The sequence below is a fragment of the uncultured Photobacterium sp. genome (assembly GCF_947039875.1).
Classification (GTDB): Bacteria; Pseudomonadota; Gammaproteobacteria; order Enterobacterales; family Vibrionaceae; genus Photobacterium.
Genome location: NZ_CAMRAN010000054.1, coordinates 1 through 25,168, shown reverse-complemented (window position 1 = coordinate 25,168; position 25,168 = coordinate 1). Strand labels below are relative to the sequence as shown.

Below are 25,168 nucleotides of genomic sequence, written 5' to 3'. Positions count from 1 at the left end.
TGGTCAAATTGTTAAAGAACGTACTGACTATCGATAACCGCTTACGCTGTTGTCCATGTCAGTGAGGTCGCATTATAGAGAGATTTTATCTGCTGACAACCTTATTTTTATCATTTTTTTTCGTTCGCTCAATGATTAACCCATAATTTTATTTTGTGACAAATAAAACACCTTTCATTATTAATAACGGTGAGTTAAGCCGAATTTAACCCATAAAAAAACGCCTTAGCATATGCATGCTAAGGCGTTTATTAACAATAATTGATTATTTTAAGCCATCATTTTTTAATTACGCTTGTTTAGCAACAATCTTATCGTCTACTACTGACAGTACGATTGGTTTACCCGGTATAAATTTACCTGATAACAAATCTTGTGCTAATGGATTCTCAATATATTGCTGTATTGCACGTTTTAATGGACGCGCGCCAAATACAGGATCAAAACCAGCATCAGAAATTAACTCTAACGCACTCTCTTCAACATCTAGCTGGAAATCTTTCTCTGCTAAACGTTTTTCCAAGCGCGCAATTTGAATCGATGCAATATGTTTAATGTTCTCTTTACCCAATGGGTGGAACACAACCGTTTCATCAACACGGTTAATAAACTCAGGACGGAAATGTTGACCAACAACTTCCATCACTAATGCTTTTATACCTTCGTAATCCAAACTACCGAAGTGTTCTTGAATACGATCAGAACCTAAGTTCGAAGTCATGATGATCACCGTATTACGGAAATCAACGGTACGACCTTGACCATCAGTTAAACGTCCATCATCTAATACCTGTAATAAAATATTAAATACATCAGGATGCGCTTTTTCTACTTCATCAAGCAAAATAACGGAATATGGACGACGACGAACCGCTTCAGTTAAGTAACCGCCCTCTTCATAACCGACATAACCTGGAGGCGCACCGACTAAACGTGCCACTGAGTGTTTTTCCATAAACTCAGACATGTCGATACGCACCATCGCATCTTCACTATCAAACATAAAGTTAGCTAGTGACTTACACAATTCAGTTTTACCTACACCTGTTGGGCCTAAAAATAAGAATGAACCGATTGGACGTTGTGGATCAGACAAACCTGCACGACTACGACGAATCGCGTTAGCTACAGCTTCAACGGCTTCTTCTTGGCCAATAACACGATTATGTAACTCATCTTCCATGCGCAATAACTTATCACGCTCACCTTCTAGCATCTTAGCAACCGGAATACCTGTCGCTTTAGAAAGTACATCGGCAATTTCAACATCGGTTACTTTATTTTTAAGTAACGTCATATCTTGCATTTCTGCTTGTGCTGCTAAATCTAATTGCTTTTCAAGTTCAGGAATACGGCCGTACTGTAACTCTGACATACGATTCAAATCACCCGCACGGCGAGCAATTTCAACATCAGTACGGGTTTGTTCAAGCTCAGCTTTAATATGTTGAGTACCAGATAAAGAGGCTTTTTCAGCATTCCATACTTCTTCAAGTTCAGAATATTCACGCTCTTTAATATCTAGCTCTTCAAGTAAATCACTTAACCGTTTTTGGCTAGCATCATCACTTTCTTTTTCTAATGCTTGCTGTTCAATCTTCAATTGAATAATACGACGCTCTAAGCGATCCATTGATTCAGGTTTAGAGTCGATTTGCATACGAATACTTGACGCTGCTTCATCGATAAGATCAATCGCCTTATCGGGCAATTGTCGATCTGAAATATAGCGGTGAGATAATGTCGCCGCCGCAACAATCGCAGGATCGGTGATCTCTACATGATGGTGAAGCTCATAACGTTCTTTTAGACCACGTAAAATAGCAATGGTATCTTCAACACTTGGCTCATCCACCAGCACTTTTTGGAAACGACGTTCCAACGCTGCATCTTTTTCTAAATACTGACGATATTCATTTAAGGTTGTCGCACCAACGCAGTGAAGCTCACCACGAGCAAGCGCAGGTTTTAGCATATTACCGGCATCCATTGAGCCTTCGCCTTTACCAGCGCCAACCATAGTATGGATTTCATCAATAAACAAAATTACGCGACCGTCTTCCTGAGACAGTTCGTTTAATACTGCTTTTAAACGTTCTTCAAATTCACCACGAAATTTAGCACCTGCGATCAAAGAGCCCATATCTAATGATAATACGCGTTTGTCACGTAAGCCTTCTGGCACTTCACCATTAACAATCCGTTGCGCTAAACCTTCAACAATCGCCGTTTTACCCACACCTGGTTCACCAATGATCACGGGGTTATTTTTAGTACGACGTTGCAGAACTTGAATAGTACGACGAATTTCATCATCACGACCAATCACAGGATCTAATCGACCTTGTTCAGCACGCTCTGTTAAATCAATCGTATATTTAGCTAATGCTTGACGGTTTTCTTCTGCGTTTTGATCATCCACTTTTTGTCCACCACGAATTTGATCAATCGCTTTACTTATCTGATCTGCTTTTAAACCAAGTTCACGTAATAAATCCCCTACAGGGCCTTTATCATTATCAACCGCAGCTAAAATAAAGAGTTCTGACGAAATAAATTTGTCATTACGTTTTTGTGCAAGCTTGTCACACATGTTTAATAACGTGCCCATACTATTTGATAGCTGTACTTCACCACCAATACCAGTCACTTTTGGAATACGCTCTAGTATCTCACCCAAACGCGAACGAAGCTGAGTAGAATCTACATTCAAAAGGGTAAGTAAGGGACGTACGGTACTGCCTTCTTGATTTAATAATGCCACCATAAGATGAGCAGGTTCAATATACTGATGATCACGCCCTAAAGCTAATGACTGAGCATCAGAAATAGCGGCTTGGAACTTACTGGTAAATCGGTCAAGACGCATAGGTCCCCCAATAATAAATTTAATAACCTGTTACTAGTTATATGGTAGTTCGTAGGGGTTTTTCAAGGCTCTTAAAGCGCAAAATAATGCTGCAAAAAAAAGCGGGTATATTGTTCGCCAATATACCCGCTTCTTATTTGTCATTAATGCTGAAACATTAACGCAGCCAAATCAATGATGCTTGGCGTCCAGTGACCGCTTGACGACGATAAGAATAAAACAGCTCATCGTTATTAAACGTACAGTACTCACCGCCATAAATAGCGCTAATTCTGTGCTGTTGTAAGCGCTGTCGTGCTAATAAATATAAATTAGCTAGCCACTTATCACCATGAGCAATAAAAGCATCAGCAGCATTAGCGTCAACATCAATAAACTGCTCACGTACTTCACTGCCAACTTCAAACGCTGTCGGGCCGATTGCCGGTCCCATCCACGCCATAATATCAGCGCTAGGACAGGAAAATTTAGCAATGGCATTATCAATCACTCCGGCAGCAAGTCCCCGCCACCCAGCATGAACAGCTGCCACTTCAGTTCCTTGCTTATTACACAATAGAACAGGCAAACAGTCAGCCGTCATGATGGCACAGGCTAAACCAGGCACACGGGTAAAACTACCATCGGCATCGATAACTTCTGTTAACGGCGCAGTAATATCAATCACAATCGGACTGTGAATTTGATTTAGCCATGCCGGCTCTGCCGTTAACCAACAATGCTGTTTCAACAATTGACGATTTGTTAGTACAGAACTGACATCATCCCCAACATGCAATCCCAAATTGAGTGCATTGTAGGGTGCAGAACTGACACCGCCAAAACGGGTTGTACTTACCGTTAACACATTCTCTGGAGCTGGCCAGTTAGGAATAATGGTTTGCATTAATAAATATCTTCGTTATTTTCAGCGTTGTCTTTACGTAAAATATCAATCATCGCAACCATGTCGTTTGGTAATGGTGCATGCCATTCCATTAACTCACCCGTCATTGGGTGTGATAGACGCAACATACGTGCGTGCAATGCTTGACGATCAAATGAACGTAACGCATGAATAAATTCATCAGATGCATGACGTGGCGGACGAGGACGACCACCGTAGATCACATCACCAATCAGCGGATGACTCATGTATGACATGTGCACACGAATTTGGTGAGTACGACCAGTTTCTAGACGTAACACAATACGTGTATGTTCACGGAAACGCTCAGCAACACGGTAATGGGTAATTGCATCTTTACCTAGCTCATGCACCGCCATACAAATACGTTTAGTCGCATGACGACCAATAGGTTTTTCAATCGTACCACCACCCGTCATTTGGCCAATCGCAATCGCTTCATATTCACGGGTGATCTTACGCTTTTGTAGTGCACGCACTAAACGTGTTTGCGCCTGAATAGTTTTCGCAACAACCATTAAGCCTGTCGTATCTTTATCCAAACGGTGCACAATACCTACACGCGGTACTTCTGCTAATGCTGGGTAATGATATAACAATGCATTTAACACTGTACCATCAGGAGTACCCGCACCTGGGTGAACCACGAAATCACGTGGTTTATTGATCACAAGAATATCATCATCTTCATAGACGACATCAAGTGGAAGGTCCTGTGCAATCCAACGCACTTCATCTTCAATTTCGGCTTGAATAAAAAGTTCTTCGCCACCCATCATTTTTGAACGTGGTTTGTTGTCAATTTTGCCGTTTACTGAAACCATGTCCTTTAGAATCCACTCTTTGATACGAGAGCGGGAATAATCGGGATATAATTCAGCAATAACCTGATCAAGGCGCTTGCCTAGTTGGCTTTCGCTAACTGTATTTGTTAATTCTATTTGCTGTGCCATACCGAACTTTTTTAAAAAGCGTGAGACTAATTGCCATACGCTGCGTAAAATGTACCAAGCTTAATAAAACAATGCTTGATGTAAACTAATATAATGTCATTGTATCTGTTAACGGCTCAGTCCGTAATGGATCGAGCAAAATAAAATTTTTTTCAAGGAAACTGACGCCGTAATGAAACGCCTGACAATATCAACTTTTCTTGCTGTAGCCTTACTTTCAGGCTGTTCCAGTACTGAGAAAGTCATTCCTGATGTTCCACCATCAGACTTATATTCTACTGCCCAGCAAGCTTTGCAGAGTGGGAATTGGAATAATGCTATCGAGCGCCTAGAGGCAATGGACTCTCGTTATCCATTTGGTGCTTACTCAGATCAAGTACAATTAGATTTAATCTATGCGTACTACAAAAATGATGATTTACCATTATCTCAAGCCACAATTGCGCGTTTTTTACGCTTAAATCCAACCCACCCGCAAGCGGATTGGGTTTATTATATGCGTGGTCTAACGCACATGGCGCAAGATCGTAGCTTTATGCATGACATGTTCAATATTGACCGTTTTGATCGTGATCCAACCCCGTCACGCCAAGCATTTCGCGATTTTAAATACTTATTAGAACGCTTCCCTGATAGTCAGTATGACGCAGATGCGAAAGCACGCATGGTTTTTTTGAAAAACCAACTTGCTGAATATGATCTAGCTGTTGCTGATTTTTATGTGCGCCGCGAAGCATGGATTGCAGCGATCAACCGTTGCCAACAAGTACAACGCTTATACCCAGACACCAGTGCTGCACGTAAGTCACTATTACTTGAAAAAACAGCGTATGAGAAATTAAAACTGGATAAAGAAGTATCACGTACAGAAGCGATGATTAAACTTAACCCAGTAAAATAAAAGCTATCGCAATGCAGTAATAAAAAATGGCAGCTCAATGAGCTGCCATTTTTATGAATATGTTAATAATAAATATTTACTTCATTCAATAACTATTGAATTTCAACTGCATACACAGCGAACAAAAAACACTCAACAAACTGAAATTAAATATATTTATCCCCTGATTAGCACTAGCCATCAGCAAAAATCCTTTCTCTATATTGCTTTAGTTTATCAATAAAGCTCAAGTGTTTTTTAGATACTTTTTTGCAACAAATCTACTTTGGTCACGTTTTTTTTTACTAAAAAATAACTAACGACAACAATGTGATCCCCGTCACGTTATTAGTTGGTGATTTTAGTAATCTGGAGTTAACCCAACGAAGGGTAGCAAACGAGGAAGATAAATATGACATTAGAAATCACAGGCAAAAACATCGATATCACCCCGGCTATCCGTGAGCGTTTTGAATTTAAATTCGATAAGTTAGAAAAACTTCAAGTACCGCTAATCAAAAAACATATTATGATTAGCAAAGAGCCAAGCAAGCTATTTAAAATTGAGGCCTCGGTTAGCATTGCTGGAGGACAATTAGTCGCTTCTGCAGAGCATGAAGACTTGTTTGGTGCTATTACAGAGCTATACCAAAAACTAGATCGCCAATTGAAGAAACAAGCTCACAAACCGAATGCACGCCGTGCTAGTCACAGTGAAAAACCAACACAAGCGGAAGCAGAAGATACCGCTAAGTATGATGACGAAGTTGAATTTGATGAAGCATAATCATTAACGATTAAGAAGATTTAAAACAGCCCTGCTAATGCAGGGCTGTTTGCTTTGGGCTTGACAAAAAAAGCCACCCTGCCTAATGTGGATTGCAATGATAAAACGATAATATACCGCTTTCAGGTTTAAGAAAGCCGATCATAATAAGGATCGCTATGACCGATAACATACTCCCTTCATTGGATGATATTCGCAGTAATGTCACTCGCATCGACAATGCACTATTAGCGCTTTTAGCTGAACGTCGCACACTTAGCCTTGATGTCGCTAAAAGTAAAATTAATACCGCTAAACCCGTACGTGATCAAGCTAGAGAGCAAGCATTGCTATTGCGCCTGATTGACACAGGTAAAAAACATCAACTTGATCCGTTATACGTTACTCAAATTTTCCACACCATTATTGAAGACTCGGTTCTCTATCAGCAAGCTTACTTACAACGCTTACTTAACCCTGAGAATGCATCACCAACGGCACGAGTCTCTTTTTTAGGGGCAAAAGGATCATATTCACACCTTGCCAGCCGTAATTATTTTAGTCGTAAACAAACCCAGTTAGTTGAAATTAGCTGCTCATCTTTTCGGGATATTGTAAATGAAGTAGAAACAGGTCACGCTGATTATGGTGTACTACCAATAGAGAACACCAGTTCTGGCTCAATTAATGAAGTGTATGACTTATTACAACACACCAGTTTATCGATTGTCGGGGAAATAACCCAGCCAATAGAACACTGCTTATTAACCGCAGTTGATACGCAAATAGAAAAAATAGACACCCTATATTCCCATCCACAGCCACATCAGCAATGCAGCGAATTCCTTCATGGAATGGGAAAAATTAATCAACAATATTGTCCAAGTACTGCCGATGCTATGTTGACGGTTGCAGAGCTAAAACAACCTAATATCGCCGCCATTGGCAATGCGTCTAGCGGTGAGATTTACGGTTTAACCCCAATTAAAACCAATATTGCTAATCAACAACAAAATTTTACCCGTTTTATTGTTGTTGCCCGTAAGCCCGTTAGCGTCAATTCATTAATTCCAGCTAAAACAACATTAATTATGTCAACCGCACAAGCTGCGGGCTCATTAGTTGAATGTTTAGTGGTGCTTCGTAATGCCAAAATAAATATGACTAAACTGGAATCTCGCCCTGTTATTGGTAATCCATGGGAAGAAATGTTTTATGTAGATGTCGAGATTAATTTAAAAGATCCATTAATGCAGCAAGTCTTAGAAGACCTCACTCGATTAACGCGCTTTATTAAAGTTTTAGGATGTTATCCAAGCGAAAATGTCTCCCCTACCGAGGTTGAATTCAGCGAATAATATTCCCTAATAAATCGCGTATTACCGTCATTAAAAAAGCCCACTTTCATGATTGAACGTGGGCTTTTTAGTAAGTAAGTTCTGAAATTGAACGCTATTTATTTATGTCGAGTTGAATCATTCGCCTGTCTAAGTAGTCCTTGGCTCTCGACTAAAAAATGTTGTGCATAGTCACCAAACCAATACTCAACCTGTCCAAAAGCTTGTTTAAAGGCCACTTTATCTTGGCGCTCTAACATTGTAATCGCTTCACCAAAACGCTGATGGAAGCGTTTGATCATCGCTAAGTTTTGAGGCGCTGACATAATAATATCAGCATATAACTGCGCATCTTGAGCAAATAACCGTCCAACCATGGCAAGCTCTAAGCGGTAAATCGGCGAGCTTAGTGACATCAATTGTTCTATTTTTGGGTCTTCTTCGGCTAAATGAACCCCATAAACAAATGACGTAAAGTGGCGTAAAGCTTGAATCAACGTCATACCCTGATCATGCTCTATCGCACTAATACGGTTTAATGATGCTCCCCAAATCTGAAACTGTTCTAATAGCCATTGATAACTTTCAGGCTGACGTCCATCACAGTAGACAATCACCTGTTTAGCCAAGCTGGGTATATCAGGACCAAACATAGGATGTAATCCTACGACTGGGCCTTGATGGATTTCTAACATCGCTTGCAGTGGGCCACTTTTAACCGACGTAAGATCAGTGAGAATACAATCATCAGGCAAGCTACCTAATTTGGTAATGATGGCTTCTGTCATATGAATTGGGACAGAAACAACCACCATTCCCGCATCATGCAATATCTCATCGGCTCGATGCCAATCTTGGCTACCGAGTAAGCGTACTTGATAGCCGGACAAAGTAAATAAACGCTGGAACAATTGCCCAAGTTGACCATAACCACCAATAATCACAATTGGACGTAATTGCGGATTTAAACATTTAAACCCAGAATCATTTTCACTGGAATACGATTCTCGCATCGTGCGCCGTAACACATCTTCAATCAAATCAGCAGGTACACCTCTTGACTCTGCCTCTTGACGGCGAGATGCCAACATTGCCGCTTCACGATCAGGGGCATAAATAGGCAATCCATGTTGGCTCTTAACAACACCAACTTGTTCGACTAATGCTAAACGGCGCGCTAATAGCTCCACCATCTGACGATCAACATCGTCTATTTGATCTCTTAATATGCTTAACTCAGCAACCATGACTTTTGACATCCGTATTTATCCAACTGCAACTATAATGCAAAGGATTATTTAATTCTATTTTGTAGAAACGGCACTAACTCTTGATGAGCTTTTCGTAATAATTGTTCTGTTGTTTCCCAACTAATACACGCATCGGTAATTGATACCCCGTAAGCCATATCTTGTAATGCTAAATCTGCACTTTGATTCCCTTCATTAAGGTGACTTTCAATCATTAAACCAATAATTGAACGATTTCCTTCTCGAATTTGATGGATCGCATCTGTCGCGACTAATGGCTGACGCTGATAATCTTTAAGCGAATTGGCATGACTACAGTCTATCATCAGCGATGGCATCAAACCTGAGGCTGTCATTTCTGTTTCGCACTCAGCCACTGATACAGAATCATAATTGGTTTGTTTACCGCCACGTAAAATAACATGACCATCAGGATTACCTTGCGTTGCAAGTAGAGCAACTTGTCCATTAGGATTAATCCCCATGAACTTATGTCCAGATGCTGCCGCTTGCATCGCATTAATAGCCGTCGCTAAGCTACCATCAGTGCCATTTTTGAATCCGACTGGCATCGATAATCCGCTCGCCATCTCACGGTGTGTTTGTGACTCAGTAGTGCGAGCACCAATAGCAGACCAGCTAAACAAGTCACCTAAATATTGGGGGCTGATCGGATCAAGAGCTTCAGTCGCAACAGGTATTCCCTCTTCAACTAAATCAATCAGTAATTGACGCCCAATATGCAGCCCTTCTTCAATTTCAAACGAACCGTCAAGATAAGGATCGTTAATTAATCCTTTCCACCCCACTGTCGTACGCGGTTTTTCAAAGTACACCCGCATCACAATATAAAGCTGGTCATCTAATTCAGCCGCCAAGCGTTTTAACTTTTGAGCATATGCTTTCGCTTGTTCAATATCATGAATCGAGCACGGCCCACATACCACCAATAAGCGATGATCGCGATGATGAATAATATCGGCAACCGTTTGACGTGACTGCTCAATAAATGCCAACGCCGTACTTGATACTGCCATCTTGTGTTTCAATTGCGCAGGCGTAATTAATACGGATTCTTCTGCAATATGAATGTTGTTTAAGCCATCTTTTTCCATCGTGATCTCTGCCAGTTATAAATATTCTATCACCAACATAACAACTGCATCATCACTTTTGCAACAACTTGTAAACATAAAATGCCATTTGTAAACTTTTATTTACAAATGGCATTCTAATTGGTTTCACAACTCTTTATTATGGCGGCTATCTCAGACGCTATTGAATTAAAAACGCGGCTCCATTGTCCCATAGCGTTCAAAGCCTTGTTGCCACTTAGTGACATATAAACCTTCTTGATGACGACGGTATTCACATACACCCCAATTTACTTTTCCTTGCTCACCTAATTTAAAAAGGTGTTCTAAGCTGCAATATTGATCCAATCCTTGCAAGTACCCTTTCTGATAGCTGTCATAATCAAATGCCATTGTTGAATCATATTTTTGAGTGATCGTTGCAAGCGTATCACTTGATAATTTTTCACTACCAGAAATACCATTATAAAAGCCTAATTGATGAAAATCGCCATTCGAAACCAATTTCTTTTGCGTCACACATCCCGTCATTAAAGCAGTAATCACAATCGGTAATAAAACTTTATTTATCATTTTCAATTCCTTTTAGAAAAACACATCAACGGCTATACCACATTAAAAACGTGCTCATATTAGCAAATATCGAGAGAAGTTATTATTGAATATTAATGCATATCACATTCATAACATTATCTTAAGAAGCTAAAAATTGAAACCATTACACTGGTTAACAGCAGAAATAATGCAATCCCTTTTAGTTGAGTCACACATTAGATAACGAGGATATACATGGCGTGGTTTTTACTCTGTGTTGCTGCCCTAATTGGCGGCTATTTTATTTATGGTAGCTTTATTGAAAAAGTCTTTGGTGTAAATGTTAACCGCCAAACTCCCGCTTATACCAAGCAAGATGGGGTCGATTATGTCCCGATGTCTAACAATAAAGTCTACTTGGTGCAGCTATTAAACATTGCGGGGGTCGGTCCTATATTTGGTCCGATTATGGGCGCACTTTACGGCCCGGCGGCAATGTTATGGATTGTTCTAGGCTGTATTTTTGCGGGCGCCGTCCACGATTATTTCTCCGGCATGCTTTCAGTTCGTAACGGTGGCGCATCAGTACCGACATTAACAGGACGCTACTTGGGTAACGGTGCAAAACATTTTATGAATATCTTTGCTATCGTACTGTTACTGCTTGTGGGGGTTGTATTTGTTTCAGCGCCAGCAGGAATGATCACTAATTTAATTAACGATCAAACTAACTTAAATGTCTCGATGACCACCATGGTCGTGATTATTTTTGGTTACTATATTTTGGCTACAATTGTACCTGTCGATAAAATCATCGGCCGCTTTTACCCTTTCTTTGGTGCATTACTGATTTTTATGTCTGTTGGATTAATCACCGCAATTGGTATTTCAGATGAACATCAATTGTTAGGCGGCTTTGAAATTAGCCACATGTTCACTAACATGAATCCTAATGACTTACCTTTATGGCCTGCGCTGTTTATCACCATTGCATGTGGTGCTATTTCAGGCTTCCATGCCACTCAATCACCATTAATGGCGCGCTGTATTGAAAACGAACAAAATGGTCGATTTATTTTTTATGGTGCCATGATTGGGGAAGGTATTATTGCGCTAATTTGGTGTGCACTGGCGCTATCATTTTTTGGTTCAATTGAAGCACTCTCTGATGCCGTCGCTAACGGTGGCCCAGGTAATGTGGTCTATAGTTCATCGTTTGGCTTATTAGGTGTTTTTGGTGGCATCATTGCCTTTCTTGGGGTGGTTATTTTACCGATTACTTCGGGTGATACTGCATTCCGTTCTAGCCGTTTAATTTTGGCTGAATATTTTAATATGGATCAAAAGCCGCTGCGTAATCGATTATTAATGGCCATGCCACTATTTATATTAGGCGCAATCTTAACCCAAGTCGATTTTGCCATTATTTGGCGCTATTTTGGCTTTGCAAACCAAACGACAGCAGTGATGATGCTTTGGACTGCATCGGCTTACCTATTACGGCTTGATAAGTTGCATTGGGTCGCAACCATTCCTGCAATGTTCATGACCACGGTATGTATCTGTTTTATTCTCAATAACGATCAACTGGGCTTTGGCTTGCCAATGACGGTATCTACCATTATCGCCATGATAGCGACAATCGGTATTACATTGATGATTATTAAAAAATCACAAGGTAAAGGCGTGATTGATTGTGATGAAGAGCAGCCAACAACGTCTCCTTTATCGTCAAAAAGCTAACCTCTCGGTAACTAGCAGATAGCAATACAGATAAACCAGTGCTTAGCGCTGGTTTTTCTTTACTCAAATTTAAAGTAAAAAAAAGCCCACCATATAGGTGGGCTTTTCGATAAACGTCAGACGCTTATTATTTCTTAGTAAGCTTCTCGCGGATACGTGCTGATTTACCAGAACGCTCACGTAGGTAGTACAACTTGGCACGACGTACTGCACCACGACGTTTAACAGTAATGCTGTCAACTACTGGAGAGTGAGTTTGGAACGCACGCTCAACGCCTTCACCGTTCGAGATTTTACGAACAGTAAATGCTGAATGTAGACCACGGTTACGGATTGCGATTACAACGCCTTCAAAAGCCTGTAGACGCTCACGGTCACCTTCTTTTACCTTAACTTGTACAACAACAGTGTCACCTGGTGCGAAAGTTGGTAGGTCTGTTTTTAGTTGCTCTTGCTCAAGAGCTTTAATGATGTTACTCATTTGGAATATACCCTAGAATAAACTGATACTAAATTAATTAAATACTTGCTTTATATTCGCGGATAAATTCCGCGAGCAAGAATTCCTGATCGTCAGTCAGAGCTAGGTTTTCCAGGAGCTCTGGTCTTCTCAGCCATGTACGGCCTAGCGATTGCTTTAATCGCCAGCGACTAATCTCTTTATGATTGCCAGACATTAATACCGCAGGTACTTCATGCCCGTCCAACAATTCAGGTCGTGTGTAATGAGGACAATCTAACCAACCATTTGCAAAAGAATCTTCTTCTGCTGACGCAAAATCACCCAGTACACCCGGAACAAACCGAACCACTGCATCAATTAGTGTCATGGCAGGTAACTCGCCACCCGTTAACACAAAATCACCGATAGACCATTCTTCGTCTACCTCTTGCTGGATAATGCGCTCATCAACCCCTTCATAGCGACCACAGATAAGAATTAAATTCTCTGTCTGCGCTAACTCCTCAACACCAGCTTGATCCAGCTTACGGCCTTGAGGGGAAAGGTAGATTACTTTAGCCGGACCTTTTGCAGACTGCTTGGCAGTGTGAATGGCATCGCGCAAAGGCTGTACCATCATTAACATACCAGGTCCACCACCGTATGGTCGATCATCCACCGTACGATGTTTGTCGTGCGTAAAATCACGAGGATTCCACGTATCAACACTCAAAAGGCCTTTTTTTACCGCCTGGCCTGTTACCCCATAATTGGTAATGGTAGAGAACATTTCAGGAAAAAGACTGATTACTCCAACCCACATATGCTCACTCGCTTAATTACCGGAGGTTAAAACTCAGGATCCCAGTCAACTTCGATCCGCTGAGCAGTGCGATCAATCAACTTGATGACCTGCTCATCGAGGAACGGGATTAAACGTTCCTTCTGTCCGAAAGCATCTTTAAGATTTGCCTTAACAACTAACACGTCGTTTGAACCTGTTTCCAGGATATCAGTGACCTTACCTAGGTCGTAACCTTCAGTAGTGACAACTGACATACCAAACAACTCACGCCAGTAAAATTCTTCATCTGACAATGCGGGTAGTTGATCAGCCAAAACTGCTACTTCAACATTAGTGAAAACTTGTGCATCCTCGCGGATATCCATGCCTTCTAGTTTAGCAACAAGACCTTGACCGTGGCGTTTCCATGATTCAACATGGATTTCCGTCCACTCTCCTTTGATTTTAATCATCCAAGGAGTGTAGGAAAAAATACTTTCAGATTGTTCGGTGTAGGAAAAAACTTTGAGCCAACCCTTGATACCGTAGGTGGCACCCAGTTTACCGACAATAATGTGGTCTTGGTTTTTAATACTCATCGTTTTTCTCTTGTACCTAAGTACTAATTAAGCTACAGCTTTAGCTGCATCTTTGATTAGTTTAGCTACACGATCAGTCGCAGATGCGCCTTGACCTAACCAGTGGTTTACGCGATCTAGATCTAAACGTAAACGCTCTTCTTGACCCTTAGCTAGTGGGTTGAAGAAACCGATTTGCTCGATGTTTGCGCCGTCACGTGGAGCACGTGCGTCAGCAACAACGATTTGATAGAATGGACGCTTCTTAGCGCCGTGACGTGCCAAACGAATGGTTACCATATCGTCCTCTTTGCATTACTGTAAATTAAATGACCCCGCTATAATAACGAGGTCCGTGCCAAAATAAAGCCTCGGAATTTTACCCTTTGGGGCGACGAATGCAACTGCTTTAGTTACTTTTTCACCGTTTAAGTAGAATAAAAGCTTTAAAGCCATTAAAAATCAGACTATTAACGACCTGGGAACATACCGCCACCAGGCATCATGCCTTTCATTTGACGCATCATATTCTTCATTCCACCCTTTTGCATCTTTTTCATCATCTTTTGCATTTGGGTAAATTGCTTCAATAAACGGTTCACATCTTGTACTTGAGTACCAGAACCGGCAGCAATACGCTTCTTACGTGAACCTTTAATTAATTCAGGTCGAGCACGTTCGCCTTTGGTCATTGAATTGATGATTGCTTCCATTTGCATGAAGATTTTATCGTCAACTTTATCTTTCATATCACCGGGTAATTGCGACATACCAGGAAGTTTATCGAGCATGCCCATCATGCCGCCCATGTTTTTCATTTGCTGAAGCTGGCTACGGAAATCTTCAAGATCAAAACCTTTTTTATCTTTAAATTTCTTGGCTAATTTTTCTGCTTCTTTTTTATCAACGTTACGTTCTAGATCTTCGATCAACGATAAAACGTCACCCATACCTAAAATACGGGAAGCAACACGGTCAGGATGGAACGGTTCTAAAGCATCTGTTTTTTCACCGACACCTAAGAACTTAATTGGTTTACCTGTAATATGACGTACGGATAATGCCGCACCACCACGTGCATCACCATCAACCTTGGTTAAAACAACACCGGTTAGTGGTAATGCATCATTAAATGCTTTCGCTGTATTCGCCGCATCTTGACCTGTCATGGCATCAACCACGAACAAGGTTTCAACCGGATTAAGCGCTTGATGGATGTCTTTGATCTCATCCATCATTTCTTCATCAACGTGTAAGCGGCCTGCGGTATCGACAATCACCACATCATAGAACTTGGTTTTGCCGTGTTCTAACGCTGCTTTTACAATCGTTAATGGTTTTTGCTCAACGTTCGATGGGAAAAAATCAACACCAACATCGGTTGCTAATGTTTCAAGCTGTTTGATTGCCGCTGGGCGGTAAACGTCGGCAGAAACAACCAAGACTTTCTTTTTGTCACGCTCTTTTAAAAGCTTACCTAATTTACCTACACTGGTGGTTTTACCTGCACCTTGTAGGCCAGCCATTAAGATAACAGCAGGCGGTTGGCAGCTTAAATCAAGTGCTTCATTGCCTTCACCCATTACAGATTCTAGTTCAGATTGAACAATCTTAATGAACTCTTGGCCAGGCGTGAGGCTTTTTGATACTTCAGTACCTACTGCACGCTCTTTTACACGCTTAACGAATTCGCGAACAACAGGTAGCGCAACGTCGGCTTCGAGTAATGCCATCCGCACTTCACGCAAGGTATCCTTTATATTGTCATCCGTAAGACGACCACGGCCGCTGACATTTTTAAGCGTTCGCGATAAACGCTCGGTTAAATTTTCGAACATGTGGTGCTACTCGCTCGTTACGCAACTCAATCAAAATTGCAAAATTATCAAAATTACTGCAAGTATACCGCAAAAAAGCTCGGTCTTTCATGTAAACCCACAGCTCTTTTGGGATTACATTGGCGACAAAGGTTTGAGCAGGGTATAATTGCTGCCTCTAAATATGAAAAATAGCTATTCGTTACTAAGGAGCTATCTGGTTGACTATGGACATGCTAATTGCCATCCCTACAGTAGGCTTTTATACCATTGCACTGCTACTTGTGGTACCAGGACTTGCTAACAATAATGGTATTAAAACTCAACCGGTTTTTATTACCGCAGTTATTGCTATTGCCTTACATTTGCTATTACTTAAGGATCTTATTTTTTCCACAACAGGTCAAAACCTCAGTATCCTTAACGTTGCATCACTGATTAGCGTTATTGTTGCCAGTTTAACTACACTTGCAATGTTAAAAATGCGGATTTGGTTCTTATTACCCATCGTATATAGCTTTGCTGCGATTAACTTATTTGCAGCTACTATGTTACCTGGTGCCTTTATTACCCATTTAGAAGCCCAACCGCAAGCTTTGGTGCATATTTCTCTAGCATTGTTCTCATATTCAACGCTAATGATCGCAACTTTATACGCGCTACAACTGGCTTGGCTTGATCATAAATTAAAGCATAAAAAAAGCTTACAGATTAATCCTAACATTCCACCATTAATGATGGTAGAGCGCCAACTTTTCAAGATCATTATCGTCGGTTATAGTTTATTAACCGTGACACTTATCAGTGGCTACTTCTTTATTGGCGACATTATTGCCCAAGGTAAAACCCATAAAGCCATTCTATCTTTATTGGCTTGGATAATTTACAGCGTACTGTTATGGGGACATTACCGCCAAGGCTGGCGCGGGCGTAAAGTCATTTGGTTTAGCCTCGTCGGTGCTTTTTTACTGACATTAGCCTATTTCGGAAGCCGTTTTGTCAAAGAAATTATTATTGGTAGCTAGTTAGGCTACAGACACCTAAATTCTTGCTACACTTATTTTTATAATAGCTGCTGCTTTATCTATTATTGTTCAGTTATTCAATGACTAACAATATTTGCTTAATCTGTTAAGGACTGCCCCTTTTGGACCAAATTTCCACAGGCTTATTATTTGCTTTGCTTGCTCTTATGATCATTATTTCAGCTTACTTTTCAAGTTCTGAAACGGGAATGATGACCCTCAACCGTTATAAATTACGCCACCTTGCCAGCCAAGGACATAAAGGGGCTCAGCGAGTAGAGAAACTCCTTTCACGTACCGACCGTTTATTGGGCTTAATTCTGATCGGTAATAACCTGGTTAATATTATTGCATCAGCCATTGCGACCATTATTGGTATGCGCCTTTACGGTGATGCTGGCGTCGCTATTGCAACGGCAGCATTAACCATTGTGATCCTTGTTTTTGCTGAAGTAACCCCCAAAACAGTAGCAGCGCTGTATCCAGAAAAAGTCTCTTATACCAGCAGCATCTTACTTAACATATTAATGAAATTACTCTACCCATTAGTATGGTTTGTTAATGGCATTACGAATGGCTTCTTGTTTATTCTAGGTGTCAAAAAAGACAACGATACCGCATCAAATATTAACTCTGAAGAGCTGCGTACTATTGTTAATGAAGCGGGTTCACTGATCCCTCGTCGTCACCAAGATATGTTGATTTCTATTCTTGATTTAGAAAATGTCACCGTAGAAGAGTTAATGATCCCCCGCAATGAAATCGCGGCGATCAATGTCAATGATGATTGGAAATCCATTGTGCGTCAGTTAAGCCATTCAGCACATGGCCGTATTGTCTTATATCGCGACAGTATTGATGAAGTGGTTGGTATGTTACGTGTCCGTGAAGCCTACCGCTTAATGATGGATAAGAATGATTTCAGCAAAGAAAACCTACTGCGTGCCGCTGATGAAGTATATTTCATTCCAGAAGGCACACCGCTCAACATTCAGCTATTAAAGTTTCAACGCAATAAAGAACGTATCGGTTTAATTGTTGATGAATACGGGGATATTCAAGGTTTAATTACTGTTGAAGATATTCTAGAAGAGATCGTCGGTGAGTTTACCACCTCAATTGCGCCTACACTGGCCGAAGAGATTACCTTACAAAAAGATGGCAGCTTATTAATTGAAGGTAGTGCCAATATTCGCGACCTTAATAAGAGCTTAAACTGGCAACTACCAACAGATGGACCTCGTACATTAAATGGCTTTATTCTTGAACATTTAGAATATATTCCAGATGAAAAGATCAAAGTTGATATTAATGGTCATAAAATGGAAATCATTGAAGTTGCAGGCAATATGATTAAATTAGTGAAAGTATTACCGACAAACAATAATCCAGAAAAGCAGTCTAAAACAGAAACAGAGCAGGCACTTAGCAGTCATTGAGCGCGCTAGTTTTAACGAATGGCCAAATAAATATAAATAGCGCATAAAATAAGAAAGCCGCTGTGTAATTTAATACACAATGCGGCTTTTTTAATATTCAATATTTATGATTATTTCACATGTAACTGCTGCAATATCGCTTCAGGTAAAGCAAGAGCATCGTTTTTATTGACCTCAATACCCGCATTGATAATCGCAGTTGCAATCGCTTGTGCTTCTGTTAACGAATGCATACTGTAAGTACCGCATTGGAATTCATTGAGCTCAGGTATCTGATCTTGAGTCGCGACGGCTAGCACATCTTTCATTGCGGCCAGCCAAGCTTGAGCAACAGTTTGTTCGGTTGGTGTGCCAATCAAGCTCATATAAAAACCGGTACGACATCCCATCGGTGAAATATCAATAATTTCCACGGTAGCTGAATTTAGGTGCTGACGCATAAAGCCTGCATACAAATGCTCTAGCGTATGAATACCACGTTCACTGAGGATGTCGGCATTAGGGCGACAAAAACGCAAATCAAACACCGTAATCGTATCACCTTTAGGGGTTTGCATGGTCTTTGCGATCCGAACTGCTGGCGCATGCATTTTAGTATGATCGACAGTAAAGCTATCAAGTAATGGCATTGCTTACTTCTCCTTGTCTTAAAAACAAATCCTAGCACCTAATTACGGCAGTGCCATATTCCAATTAACCTACCACCAACTTTTATTGTTATCGAGCTCTTTGCGGCATTGTTTTAGTTGCCAACCGTAGTTTTTTGATTGCTGTTCAACCTTACGAGCAACTTTCATTAACCACGGTTTACTTCGATAAGTACCGCGTTTATAACCACCACGGCCATCGTGATAAGCTAAATATTGTCCATACGCATCCCACTTAGAAACACCTAATTGACGTTGTGTTTCATGGGTATACCAGCCAATAAATTGTATTGCGTCATCAAAACTACTACGTGAGCCACCATGCCCAGTGTGTTTTTGAAAATCAGCCCATGCTGGATCTTGTGCCTGAGCATAACCATAAGCAGTACTCACCCGTCCCCATGGAATAAATCCAAGCACATAATCTTTAGGCGGTAATGCATCATGACGGTAACTACTTTCTTGCTTCATGATTGCCATCGCAACATTAATAGGCGTCCCCCATTTTTGCTGCATATCGACAGCATCTTTATACCAATCAGGGTATTGGCGAAAGATACTGCATAAATTTGATTGGTTACTTGGCGGTGGTGTCGCACAACCACTCACAATGAAAGCCACCACTGTCAGTAATAATAATCGTACACGTAAGCGCATTTTTTACCTTATATTGTTAATCACTAATTTTGATCAAAAAAAAGCTAACACTTAGAAAATGTCAGCTTGATATGATGTCTTATTTGGTTAACATCGGTATTTCTACATCAACATCCGCAAAATAATCTGCTAAGAACTCATCAAACGAAAGTGTGTCACTTTGTTCAATTTGACGCTGTTTAATCACCGATGCCGTCACTTCTTGCTCAAACGTCGCTTGGTCATAAAAACGGAATGCTTGTTGTGCTAATTGCTTTGCATGCGCTGTTGCATAATAATCACCAAGAGCACCAATACCTTGATAAGTTTTGATCTGATCAAGTAGCTTAGCTGAAAACGTTAACTGTGGATCTTCAATCCAAGTTAATAAGCGTTGGTAAGTTTGCTGGTATTTATCATTACCGTATAAACCATCGAGTGTAATCGCTACTTGCTCTAATTCAGCAAAAACACGACGCCCCCATGCTTTAAGCTGTAGCTCTTCGCCATGGCAACCAATTTTAAGCAGTAATTCTGGATTACGGCCATCAACAACCACTTTATTCCAATTCTCACGCCAACATGCTAATTCACAATCAGTCATATCAGGAGATGGCGTTAGTGTTGCCCAGATTAAAAACAGATCAAGAAAACGTACCTGATCTTCATCAATACCAATTGGGCTAAATGGGTTCACATCAAGTGAACGCACTTCAATATACTCAACTCCGGCACGCTTTAATGCTTCTGATGGTTTTTCACCACTTTTAGCCACACGTTTAGGACGAATAGGCGCATACAACTCATTTTCTATCTGTAATATATTACTGTTGAGTTGCTGACGCTTACCATCAGCCATCACCCCTAACTCAGAAAATTCTTCTGATGGGGTATGAATAGCGCTGTTAAGTCCGGTTAAATATTGGTCAACACTATTGAATCCAATTTTCAACGAGCTTTGAGCGTGGTTGGTATAGCCTAAATCACTTAACCGTAATGCTGTTGCATTCTCTAAAAAGTAAGTACCTTTACCTACTTTTTCAAATGATGTTTTTAATGCTTCATTTTGAATAAATGAACCACATAGCGCAGGTGAAGAACCAAATAAATACGGAATTAACCACCCAAAACGATAGTAATTACGAATCAAACCAAAGTACGCATCAGAAATTGAGTCTTGACGTTGCTGCTCTGTTTGATCGCCAAATAGACTATCCCAAAAAGTATCAGGGAAAGAAAAATTAAAATGCACCCCAGAGATAATTTGCATCACACTACCGTAACGGCGTTTTAGGCCTTCACGGTAAAGGGTTTTCATTTGACCGGTGTTTGAACTGCCATATTGCGCTAATTCAATATCATCCTGGTCACCGACAAAACATGGCATAGACATCGGCCATAAGCGCTCGCCAGCCATATGGCTTAATGAAAACTTATGAATATCGTCTAATTGTGCAAGTAGCTCGCCAACATCATGAGAAACTGGCGTAATGAATTCTAATAAGGATTCAGCAAAATCAGTAGTGATCCACTTATTCGTTAATGCCGAACCTAATGCAGCAGGGTGTGGTAATGAAGAGACTTGTAGATCTTCTGTTATACGCAAAGACTCACGCTCAAGACCACGCCCTAACTGTGTTAATGCTTCAGGATTCTTGGCAACCTGTTGCAACCTTTCGGAAAAAGTCATGAAGGCTATTCTCGTTGTTATCCAATTGAAGAAAACAGGGTAATCATTATTTAGCAGGATTACCATGCTTTATAGTATTAATCATTGTGAAACATATACATTACACAATAGCAGCCTTTAACTTAATAAAAGCTGTAACTGTGCGTCTATCTTACTGATTAAGTGCTAATTGATGAATAGGTAAATCTAAGGTCTTTAATTGTGGTAATAATTTTTTTGCATCCCCAACGATAACTATTTGATAATCTTTAGGGTTAAACCACTTTTTCGCTAATTTATCCATTTCAGTTTTAGTAATTGTCGCAACAATATGATTTCGCTGAGAGACAAAATCTGTTGGTAAATCATAACTGAGTATGTTACCTAATAACGCTGCTTTTTTAGCGGGGGTTTCATAGCTTAGTGCATCTTGTTGACCAACCGCTAATCGCATAAATTTAACTTCTTTATCCGTTAGGCCTGTCATACTCATGCGTTTTAATTCTGCCATAAACTCTTTAATTGCTGGCACAGTTGCATCAGCACGTACTTGCGCATAAAAACTTGCCATACCAATTTCACGTCCACCGGTTAAATACCCGCCAGCACCATAGGTATAGCCTTTATCTTCGCGCAAGTTCATATTTAAACGGCTATTAAAATTACCCGCTAAATTGAAATTAGCCAACTGGGTCTTAAATAACTCACCCGTAGCATCATAAGCTAAGCCTTGACGCACAAATCGAATCACCGTTTGTGGCGCATGAGGTTTATTCACTAACCATACAGCTTGTTGTGATAGCTGAGGCAATATTGGCGTCGAGAATACAGGTTTAGGTTGTCCTTTCCATGCAGCTAAAGGTGCTAAATCGGTATTTAACGTTGTTGAGCTAATATCACCAACAACAACAACATCAGCACCATTAGGGGTGTAATAACGCTGATAGAAGTCCTTAACATCTTGTAATGTAATATTATTAATCGATGCTTGAGTCCCTTCTGTCGAACGGCTAAATACCGTGCCTTTAAACAACACATCACGCGTAGCTTGGCTTGCTAACCAGTCAGCACTTTGATGTTCATAAACAATACTTTCAAGCATCTGTTTCTTTAAGCGTTTAAAATCAGACGCTGTAAAATTAGGCATCAATAGTCGTTGTTCAAACAAAGCCAGTGTTTGAGGTAGATTCTTCGTCAGCGTAGTTAATGAAATTGTAGAGCCATAAAGTCCAGCATTAACAGTAATACTACTGCCTAAGGCATCCAGTTGTGATGCCATCGCTTCCGCAGTTAATTTCTCGGTGCCTTCATTCATCATCGCTGCGGTCAATTGTGCTAATCCCGCTTTACCTTCAGGCTCAACTCGGCGTCCTGCTGGCACCTCTAACTGTAAAGTAATGGTTGGGGTTTCTTTATATTCAGTTCCAATAACATTAATACCATTGGCAAGTTTAAATTCATATAAACTTGGCATTACTGCTTTCACTGGGGCCGATGCTTGTGGCATCACACTACGATCAAAATTGTCAGTGACCGTTCGATAAGCCAGATCTTGTTCTTTGATCTTATGGTGTTGAGATAAATAGCGAGGAGCAGGCGTAAAGTTAGGCTGCGCAGCCTGTAGCTGTAATTGCCCCTTAGGTACCACGCTTAAACTCACGCTTGGCTGCTGGTATAGATATTTATTGTAAGCAGCTATCACACTATCAGTCGTGACTCGATTAACATTTGCGAGCTCTGTCGGTAAATAGTTAGGGTTACCAAAAAAGGTTTGATAAGCCGCTAATTGTGATACTTTCCCTGCCACACTTTGCAAACCATAAATGGCACTTGCAGCAACGGAGCCTTTAATTTCATTCAGTTGTTGAGAGTTAATACCTTGAGTTTCAATACTATTAACAACAGCCATCACCTTAGTACGCAACTGTTTTAAATTACCCTGATTACCACTTGGAGCCATAGCATAAACATACATAGTACATGCTAGCTCAGCACAATCTTGAAAAGCGCCGGCATCAACAGCATCACCAGTTTTAACTAGTTTTTGATACAGTAGGCTATTGGTACCACTACCGATAATTTGTCCAAGCATATCCAATGACGACTGATCTTTTGCGCCAAGATACGCGGTCGGCCAACCTATCATTAGCATCGGTTGTTGAATGTTATCTTCAAGGGTAATAAAACGATCATGCGTTAATTTCGCTGGTTGTTTTGGTGCATTTTCAACTTCAGGACCACTAGGGATCGAGCCAAAATATTGGCTAACCCATGCTAAAGTTTGGGCTTTATTAATGTCACCACCAATGGTCAAAGTCGCATTATTAGGCCCGTACCAACGTAGAAAAAATGCTTTAAGATCATTAACATCAACACGATCAAGATCTTCTACATAACCAATAGTTTGCCATGAATATGGATGATTACGAGGGTATAACGCTTCTGCCATTTTTTCATAGATCATCCCATAAGGACGATTTTCAAAATTCTGAGCTCGTTCATTTTTAACCGTTGAACGCTGAATTTCAAATTTACGCTGTGACACCGCATCCAATAAAAAGCCCATACGATCAGACTCTAACCACAACATTTTTTGAAGCTGATTTGCCGGTACCGTTTCGTAATAATTAGTGCGATCACGGTTAGTACTACCATTAAGTGTACCGCCAGCTTCGGTTATTAAACGAAAATGCTGCTGATCACCCACATGTTTTGAGCCTTGAAACATCATGTGCTCAAAGAAATGGGCAAAACCAGACTTTCCTTGCTGTTCACGTGCAGAGCCAACATGGTAAGTGACATCAACATTGACTAAAGGATCGGAGTCATCAGGCGACAAAATAACCGTTAAACCATTCGCCAATTGATATTTACTGTAAGGAATGACAGCTTTGCCTGGAACCGCTTTCACTTGCTCAATAAATTTAACGCCTTGCGGTAAATTATTATTTAATGAAGTATCTTCACTCCATTGACTACAGCCAGCTAATGACAGTAATGCTGCACTTAAAACCCACTTTTGCACGTTAATATCTTCCTCACACAGATAATCCGGGAAATAACCCTAGCATAATCACAGCTAAGGCAACATAGCGTATCATTTTCCCAATAAAAATAGCCGTAGCGCACCACCAAAAACGCATTCGCAACCATCCAGCAGCCAAGCACAATGGATCACCAATCAATGGCATCCAACTCAGTAGTAAGCTCCAATAACCGTATTTTTTCAACCATAATAATGCGTTATTACCCTGTTTGTTGTCGGTAGTTTTATTCGGTAACAACAAGCCTAACCAATAATTAGTTAACCCTCCTAAGGTATTACCGATGGTCACTACGACCACAATTTGCCACACAGGATTATCTCCCATTTTCAATGCAGCAATAAGATTAGCCTCCGAGCCCCCAGGGAGCAGCGTCGCACTTAAAAACCCAGTGGCAAAGAGTACCCATAATCCAAGATCGCCGTTCATTAACTCTGTCATCAAACTGTTATCTCATCAATTAGCAATGCCGTTCCACCGTAACTCAATCAATCTAGATTCCCTAATACACTCTTTAGCTTTGATAATACCAAGTCTATTAATAGGCTGTTATTTAAACTTTTATTTCGTATTGATAATAATGATAGCGAAAGACTTATATCTGCCATAATTCAGGAAGTTATCAAGAAAGCTATTAAAAAAAGAAAAGGTAATAGAAAGATCAAAATAGAGGTATAAAAAAAGCCCAGCCTAAGCTGAGCTTTTAAATGATGGTGCGCGCGGGAGGATTCGAACCTCCGACCGCCTGGTTCGT

General features: G+C 40.6%; 22 protein-coding genes. 6 read left to right on the top strand and 16 right to left on the bottom strand.

Annotation, left to right across the window (positions count from 1 at the left end; all coding sequences use genetic code 11):
• Positions 1–289: 289 nt before the first annotated feature.
• From clpB to rluD, 3 genes are all read right to left on the bottom strand, one after another.
• Complete coding sequence (gene clpB / locus Q0V26_RS15535) at positions 290–2,869, bottom strand: ATP-dependent chaperone ClpB (RefSeq protein ID WP_297483504.1); 2,580 nt, start codon at positions 2,867–2,869, stop codon at positions 290–292.
• Between the two features lie 157 nt (positions 2,870–3,026).
• A complete protein-coding gene (pgeF, locus tag Q0V26_RS15530; RefSeq protein ID WP_297483502.1) occupies positions 3,027–3,755 on the bottom strand; it encodes a peptidoglycan editing factor PgeF in 729 nt (242 codons plus the stop codon).
• Positions 3,755–4,729, bottom strand: coding sequence for a 23S rRNA pseudouridine(1911/1915/1917) synthase RluD (gene rluD, locus Q0V26_RS15525; protein ID WP_297483500.1), 975 nt, complete (start codon positions 4,727–4,729; stop codon positions 3,755–3,757). Before rluD ends, pgeF begins: the two co-directional genes overlap by 1 nt.
• A gap of 172 nt (positions 4,730–4,901) precedes the next feature.
• Between rluD and bamD the strand changes: the two genes are divergently transcribed.
• The 3 genes from bamD (at position 4,902) to pheA (ending at position 7,733) form a co-directional block, all read left to right on the top strand.
• Positions 4,902–5,630 (top strand): outer membrane protein assembly factor BamD, encoded by a 729-nt coding sequence (gene bamD, locus Q0V26_RS15520; protein ID WP_080158180.1) that lies wholly within the window; start codon positions 4,902–4,904, stop codon positions 5,628–5,630.
• A gap of 391 nt (positions 5,631–6,021) precedes the next feature.
• On the top strand, positions 6,022–6,396 hold the full coding sequence (gene raiA / locus Q0V26_RS15515) for a ribosome-associated translation inhibitor RaiA (RefSeq protein WP_297483496.1): 375 nt from the start codon (positions 6,022–6,024) through the stop codon (positions 6,394–6,396).
• Positions 6,397–6,554: 158 nt separating this feature from the next.
• Positions 6,555–7,733: a prephenate dehydratase gene (gene pheA / locus Q0V26_RS15510; protein ID WP_297483494.1), complete on the top strand. Its 1,179-nt coding sequence runs from the start codon at positions 6,555–6,557 to the stop codon at positions 7,731–7,733.
• Positions 7,734–7,831: 98 nt separating this feature from the next.
• Here pheA and tyrA read toward each other — a convergent pair whose 3' ends face one another.
• The 3 genes from tyrA to Q0V26_RS15495 all read right to left on the bottom strand — a co-directional run bounded on the left by tyrA (position 7,832) and on the right by Q0V26_RS15495 (position 10,629).
• Entirely contained in the window at positions 7,832–8,959 is a 1,128-nt protein-coding gene (gene tyrA / locus Q0V26_RS15505) for a bifunctional chorismate mutase/prephenate dehydrogenase (RefSeq protein WP_297483506.1), read from the bottom strand.
• A 47-nt stretch (positions 8,960–9,006) separates the two neighbouring features.
• Entirely contained in the window at positions 9,007–10,077 is a 1,071-nt protein-coding gene (locus Q0V26_RS15500; protein WP_297483492.1) for a 3-deoxy-7-phosphoheptulonate synthase, read from the bottom strand.
• A 168-nt stretch (positions 10,078–10,245) separates the two neighbouring features.
• Positions 10,246–10,629: a DUF2799 domain-containing protein gene (locus Q0V26_RS15495; RefSeq protein WP_297483490.1), complete on the bottom strand. Its 384-nt coding sequence runs from the start codon at positions 10,627–10,629 to the stop codon at positions 10,246–10,248.
• A 216-nt stretch (positions 10,630–10,845) separates the two neighbouring features.
• Between Q0V26_RS15495 and Q0V26_RS15490 the strand changes: the two genes are divergently transcribed.
• A complete protein-coding gene (locus tag Q0V26_RS15490) occupies positions 10,846–12,333 on the top strand; it encodes a carbon starvation protein A (protein WP_297483488.1) in 1,488 nt (495 codons plus the stop codon).
• 127 nt (positions 12,334–12,460) lie between these two features.
• Here Q0V26_RS15490 and rplS read toward each other — a convergent pair whose 3' ends face one another.
• The 5 genes from rplS to ffh form a co-directional block, all read right to left on the bottom strand.
• Positions 12,461–12,814 carry a 50S ribosomal protein L19 gene (rplS, locus tag Q0V26_RS15485; protein ID WP_036793356.1) on the bottom strand — a complete coding sequence of 118 codons (354 nt, stop codon included), beginning with the start codon at positions 12,812–12,814 and terminating at the stop codon, positions 12,461–12,463.
• A 37-nt stretch (positions 12,815–12,851) separates the two neighbouring features.
• Positions 12,852–13,598, bottom strand: coding sequence for a tRNA (guanosine(37)-N1)-methyltransferase TrmD (gene trmD, locus Q0V26_RS15480; protein WP_297483482.1), 747 nt, complete (start codon positions 13,596–13,598; stop codon positions 12,852–12,854).
• 26 nt (positions 13,599–13,624) lie between these two features.
• Positions 13,625–14,158 (bottom strand): ribosome maturation factor RimM, encoded by a 534-nt coding sequence (rimM, locus tag Q0V26_RS15475; RefSeq protein WP_080158187.1) that lies wholly within the window; start codon positions 14,156–14,158, stop codon positions 13,625–13,627.
• Positions 14,159–14,185: 27 nt separating this feature from the next.
• Positions 14,186–14,437, bottom strand: coding sequence for a 30S ribosomal protein S16 (gene rpsP / locus Q0V26_RS15470; protein ID WP_080158188.1), 252 nt, complete (start codon positions 14,435–14,437; stop codon positions 14,186–14,188).
• 170 nt (positions 14,438–14,607) lie between these two features.
• Positions 14,608–15,975: a signal recognition particle protein gene (gene ffh / locus Q0V26_RS15465; protein WP_297483480.1), complete on the bottom strand. Its 1,368-nt coding sequence runs from the start codon at positions 15,973–15,975 to the stop codon at positions 14,608–14,610.
• A 206-nt stretch (positions 15,976–16,181) separates the two neighbouring features.
• On the opposite strand from ffh, the gene Q0V26_RS15460 reads away from it, so the two are divergent.
• Together Q0V26_RS15460 and Q0V26_RS15455 are read left to right on the top strand one after the other, a co-directional pair.
• The gene (locus Q0V26_RS15460) at positions 16,182–16,979 is read left to right on the top strand and encodes an inner membrane protein YpjD (protein ID WP_297483478.1); all 798 of its coding nucleotides are present in this window, start codon (positions 16,182–16,184) and stop codon (positions 16,977–16,979) included.
• 122 nt (positions 16,980–17,101) lie between these two features.
• Positions 17,102–18,418 carry a CNNM domain-containing protein gene (locus Q0V26_RS15455; protein ID WP_297483476.1) on the top strand — a complete coding sequence of 439 codons (1,317 nt, stop codon included), beginning with the start codon at positions 17,102–17,104 and terminating at the stop codon, positions 18,416–18,418.
• Between the two features lie 110 nt (positions 18,419–18,528).
• Here the strand turns inward: Q0V26_RS15455 and luxS are convergent, their stop codons facing one another.
• The 5 genes from luxS to Q0V26_RS15430 form a co-directional block, all read right to left on the bottom strand.
• Positions 18,529–19,047, bottom strand: a complete 519-nt coding sequence (luxS, locus tag Q0V26_RS15450) for an S-ribosylhomocysteine lyase (RefSeq protein ID WP_297483474.1) — start codon at positions 19,045–19,047, stop codon at positions 18,529–18,531.
• A 69-nt stretch (positions 19,048–19,116) separates the two neighbouring features.
• Positions 19,117–19,722, bottom strand: a complete 606-nt coding sequence (locus Q0V26_RS15445; protein ID WP_297483472.1) for a hypothetical protein — start codon at positions 19,720–19,722, stop codon at positions 19,117–19,119.
• A 79-nt stretch (positions 19,723–19,801) separates the two neighbouring features.
• Positions 19,802–21,391, bottom strand: coding sequence for a glutamate--cysteine ligase (gshA, locus tag Q0V26_RS15440; RefSeq protein WP_297483470.1), 1,590 nt, complete (start codon positions 21,389–21,391; stop codon positions 19,802–19,804).
• A 151-nt stretch (positions 21,392–21,542) separates the two neighbouring features.
• Complete coding sequence (locus Q0V26_RS15435; protein WP_297483468.1) at positions 21,543–24,395, bottom strand: pitrilysin family protein; 2,853 nt, start codon at positions 24,393–24,395, stop codon at positions 21,543–21,545.
• A gap of 13 nt (positions 24,396–24,408) precedes the next feature.
• Positions 24,409–24,855 (bottom strand): YqaA family protein, encoded by a 447-nt coding sequence (locus tag Q0V26_RS15430; RefSeq protein ID WP_297483465.1) that lies wholly within the window; start codon positions 24,853–24,855, stop codon positions 24,409–24,411.
• Between the last annotated feature and the right edge of the window lie 313 nt (positions 24,856–25,168).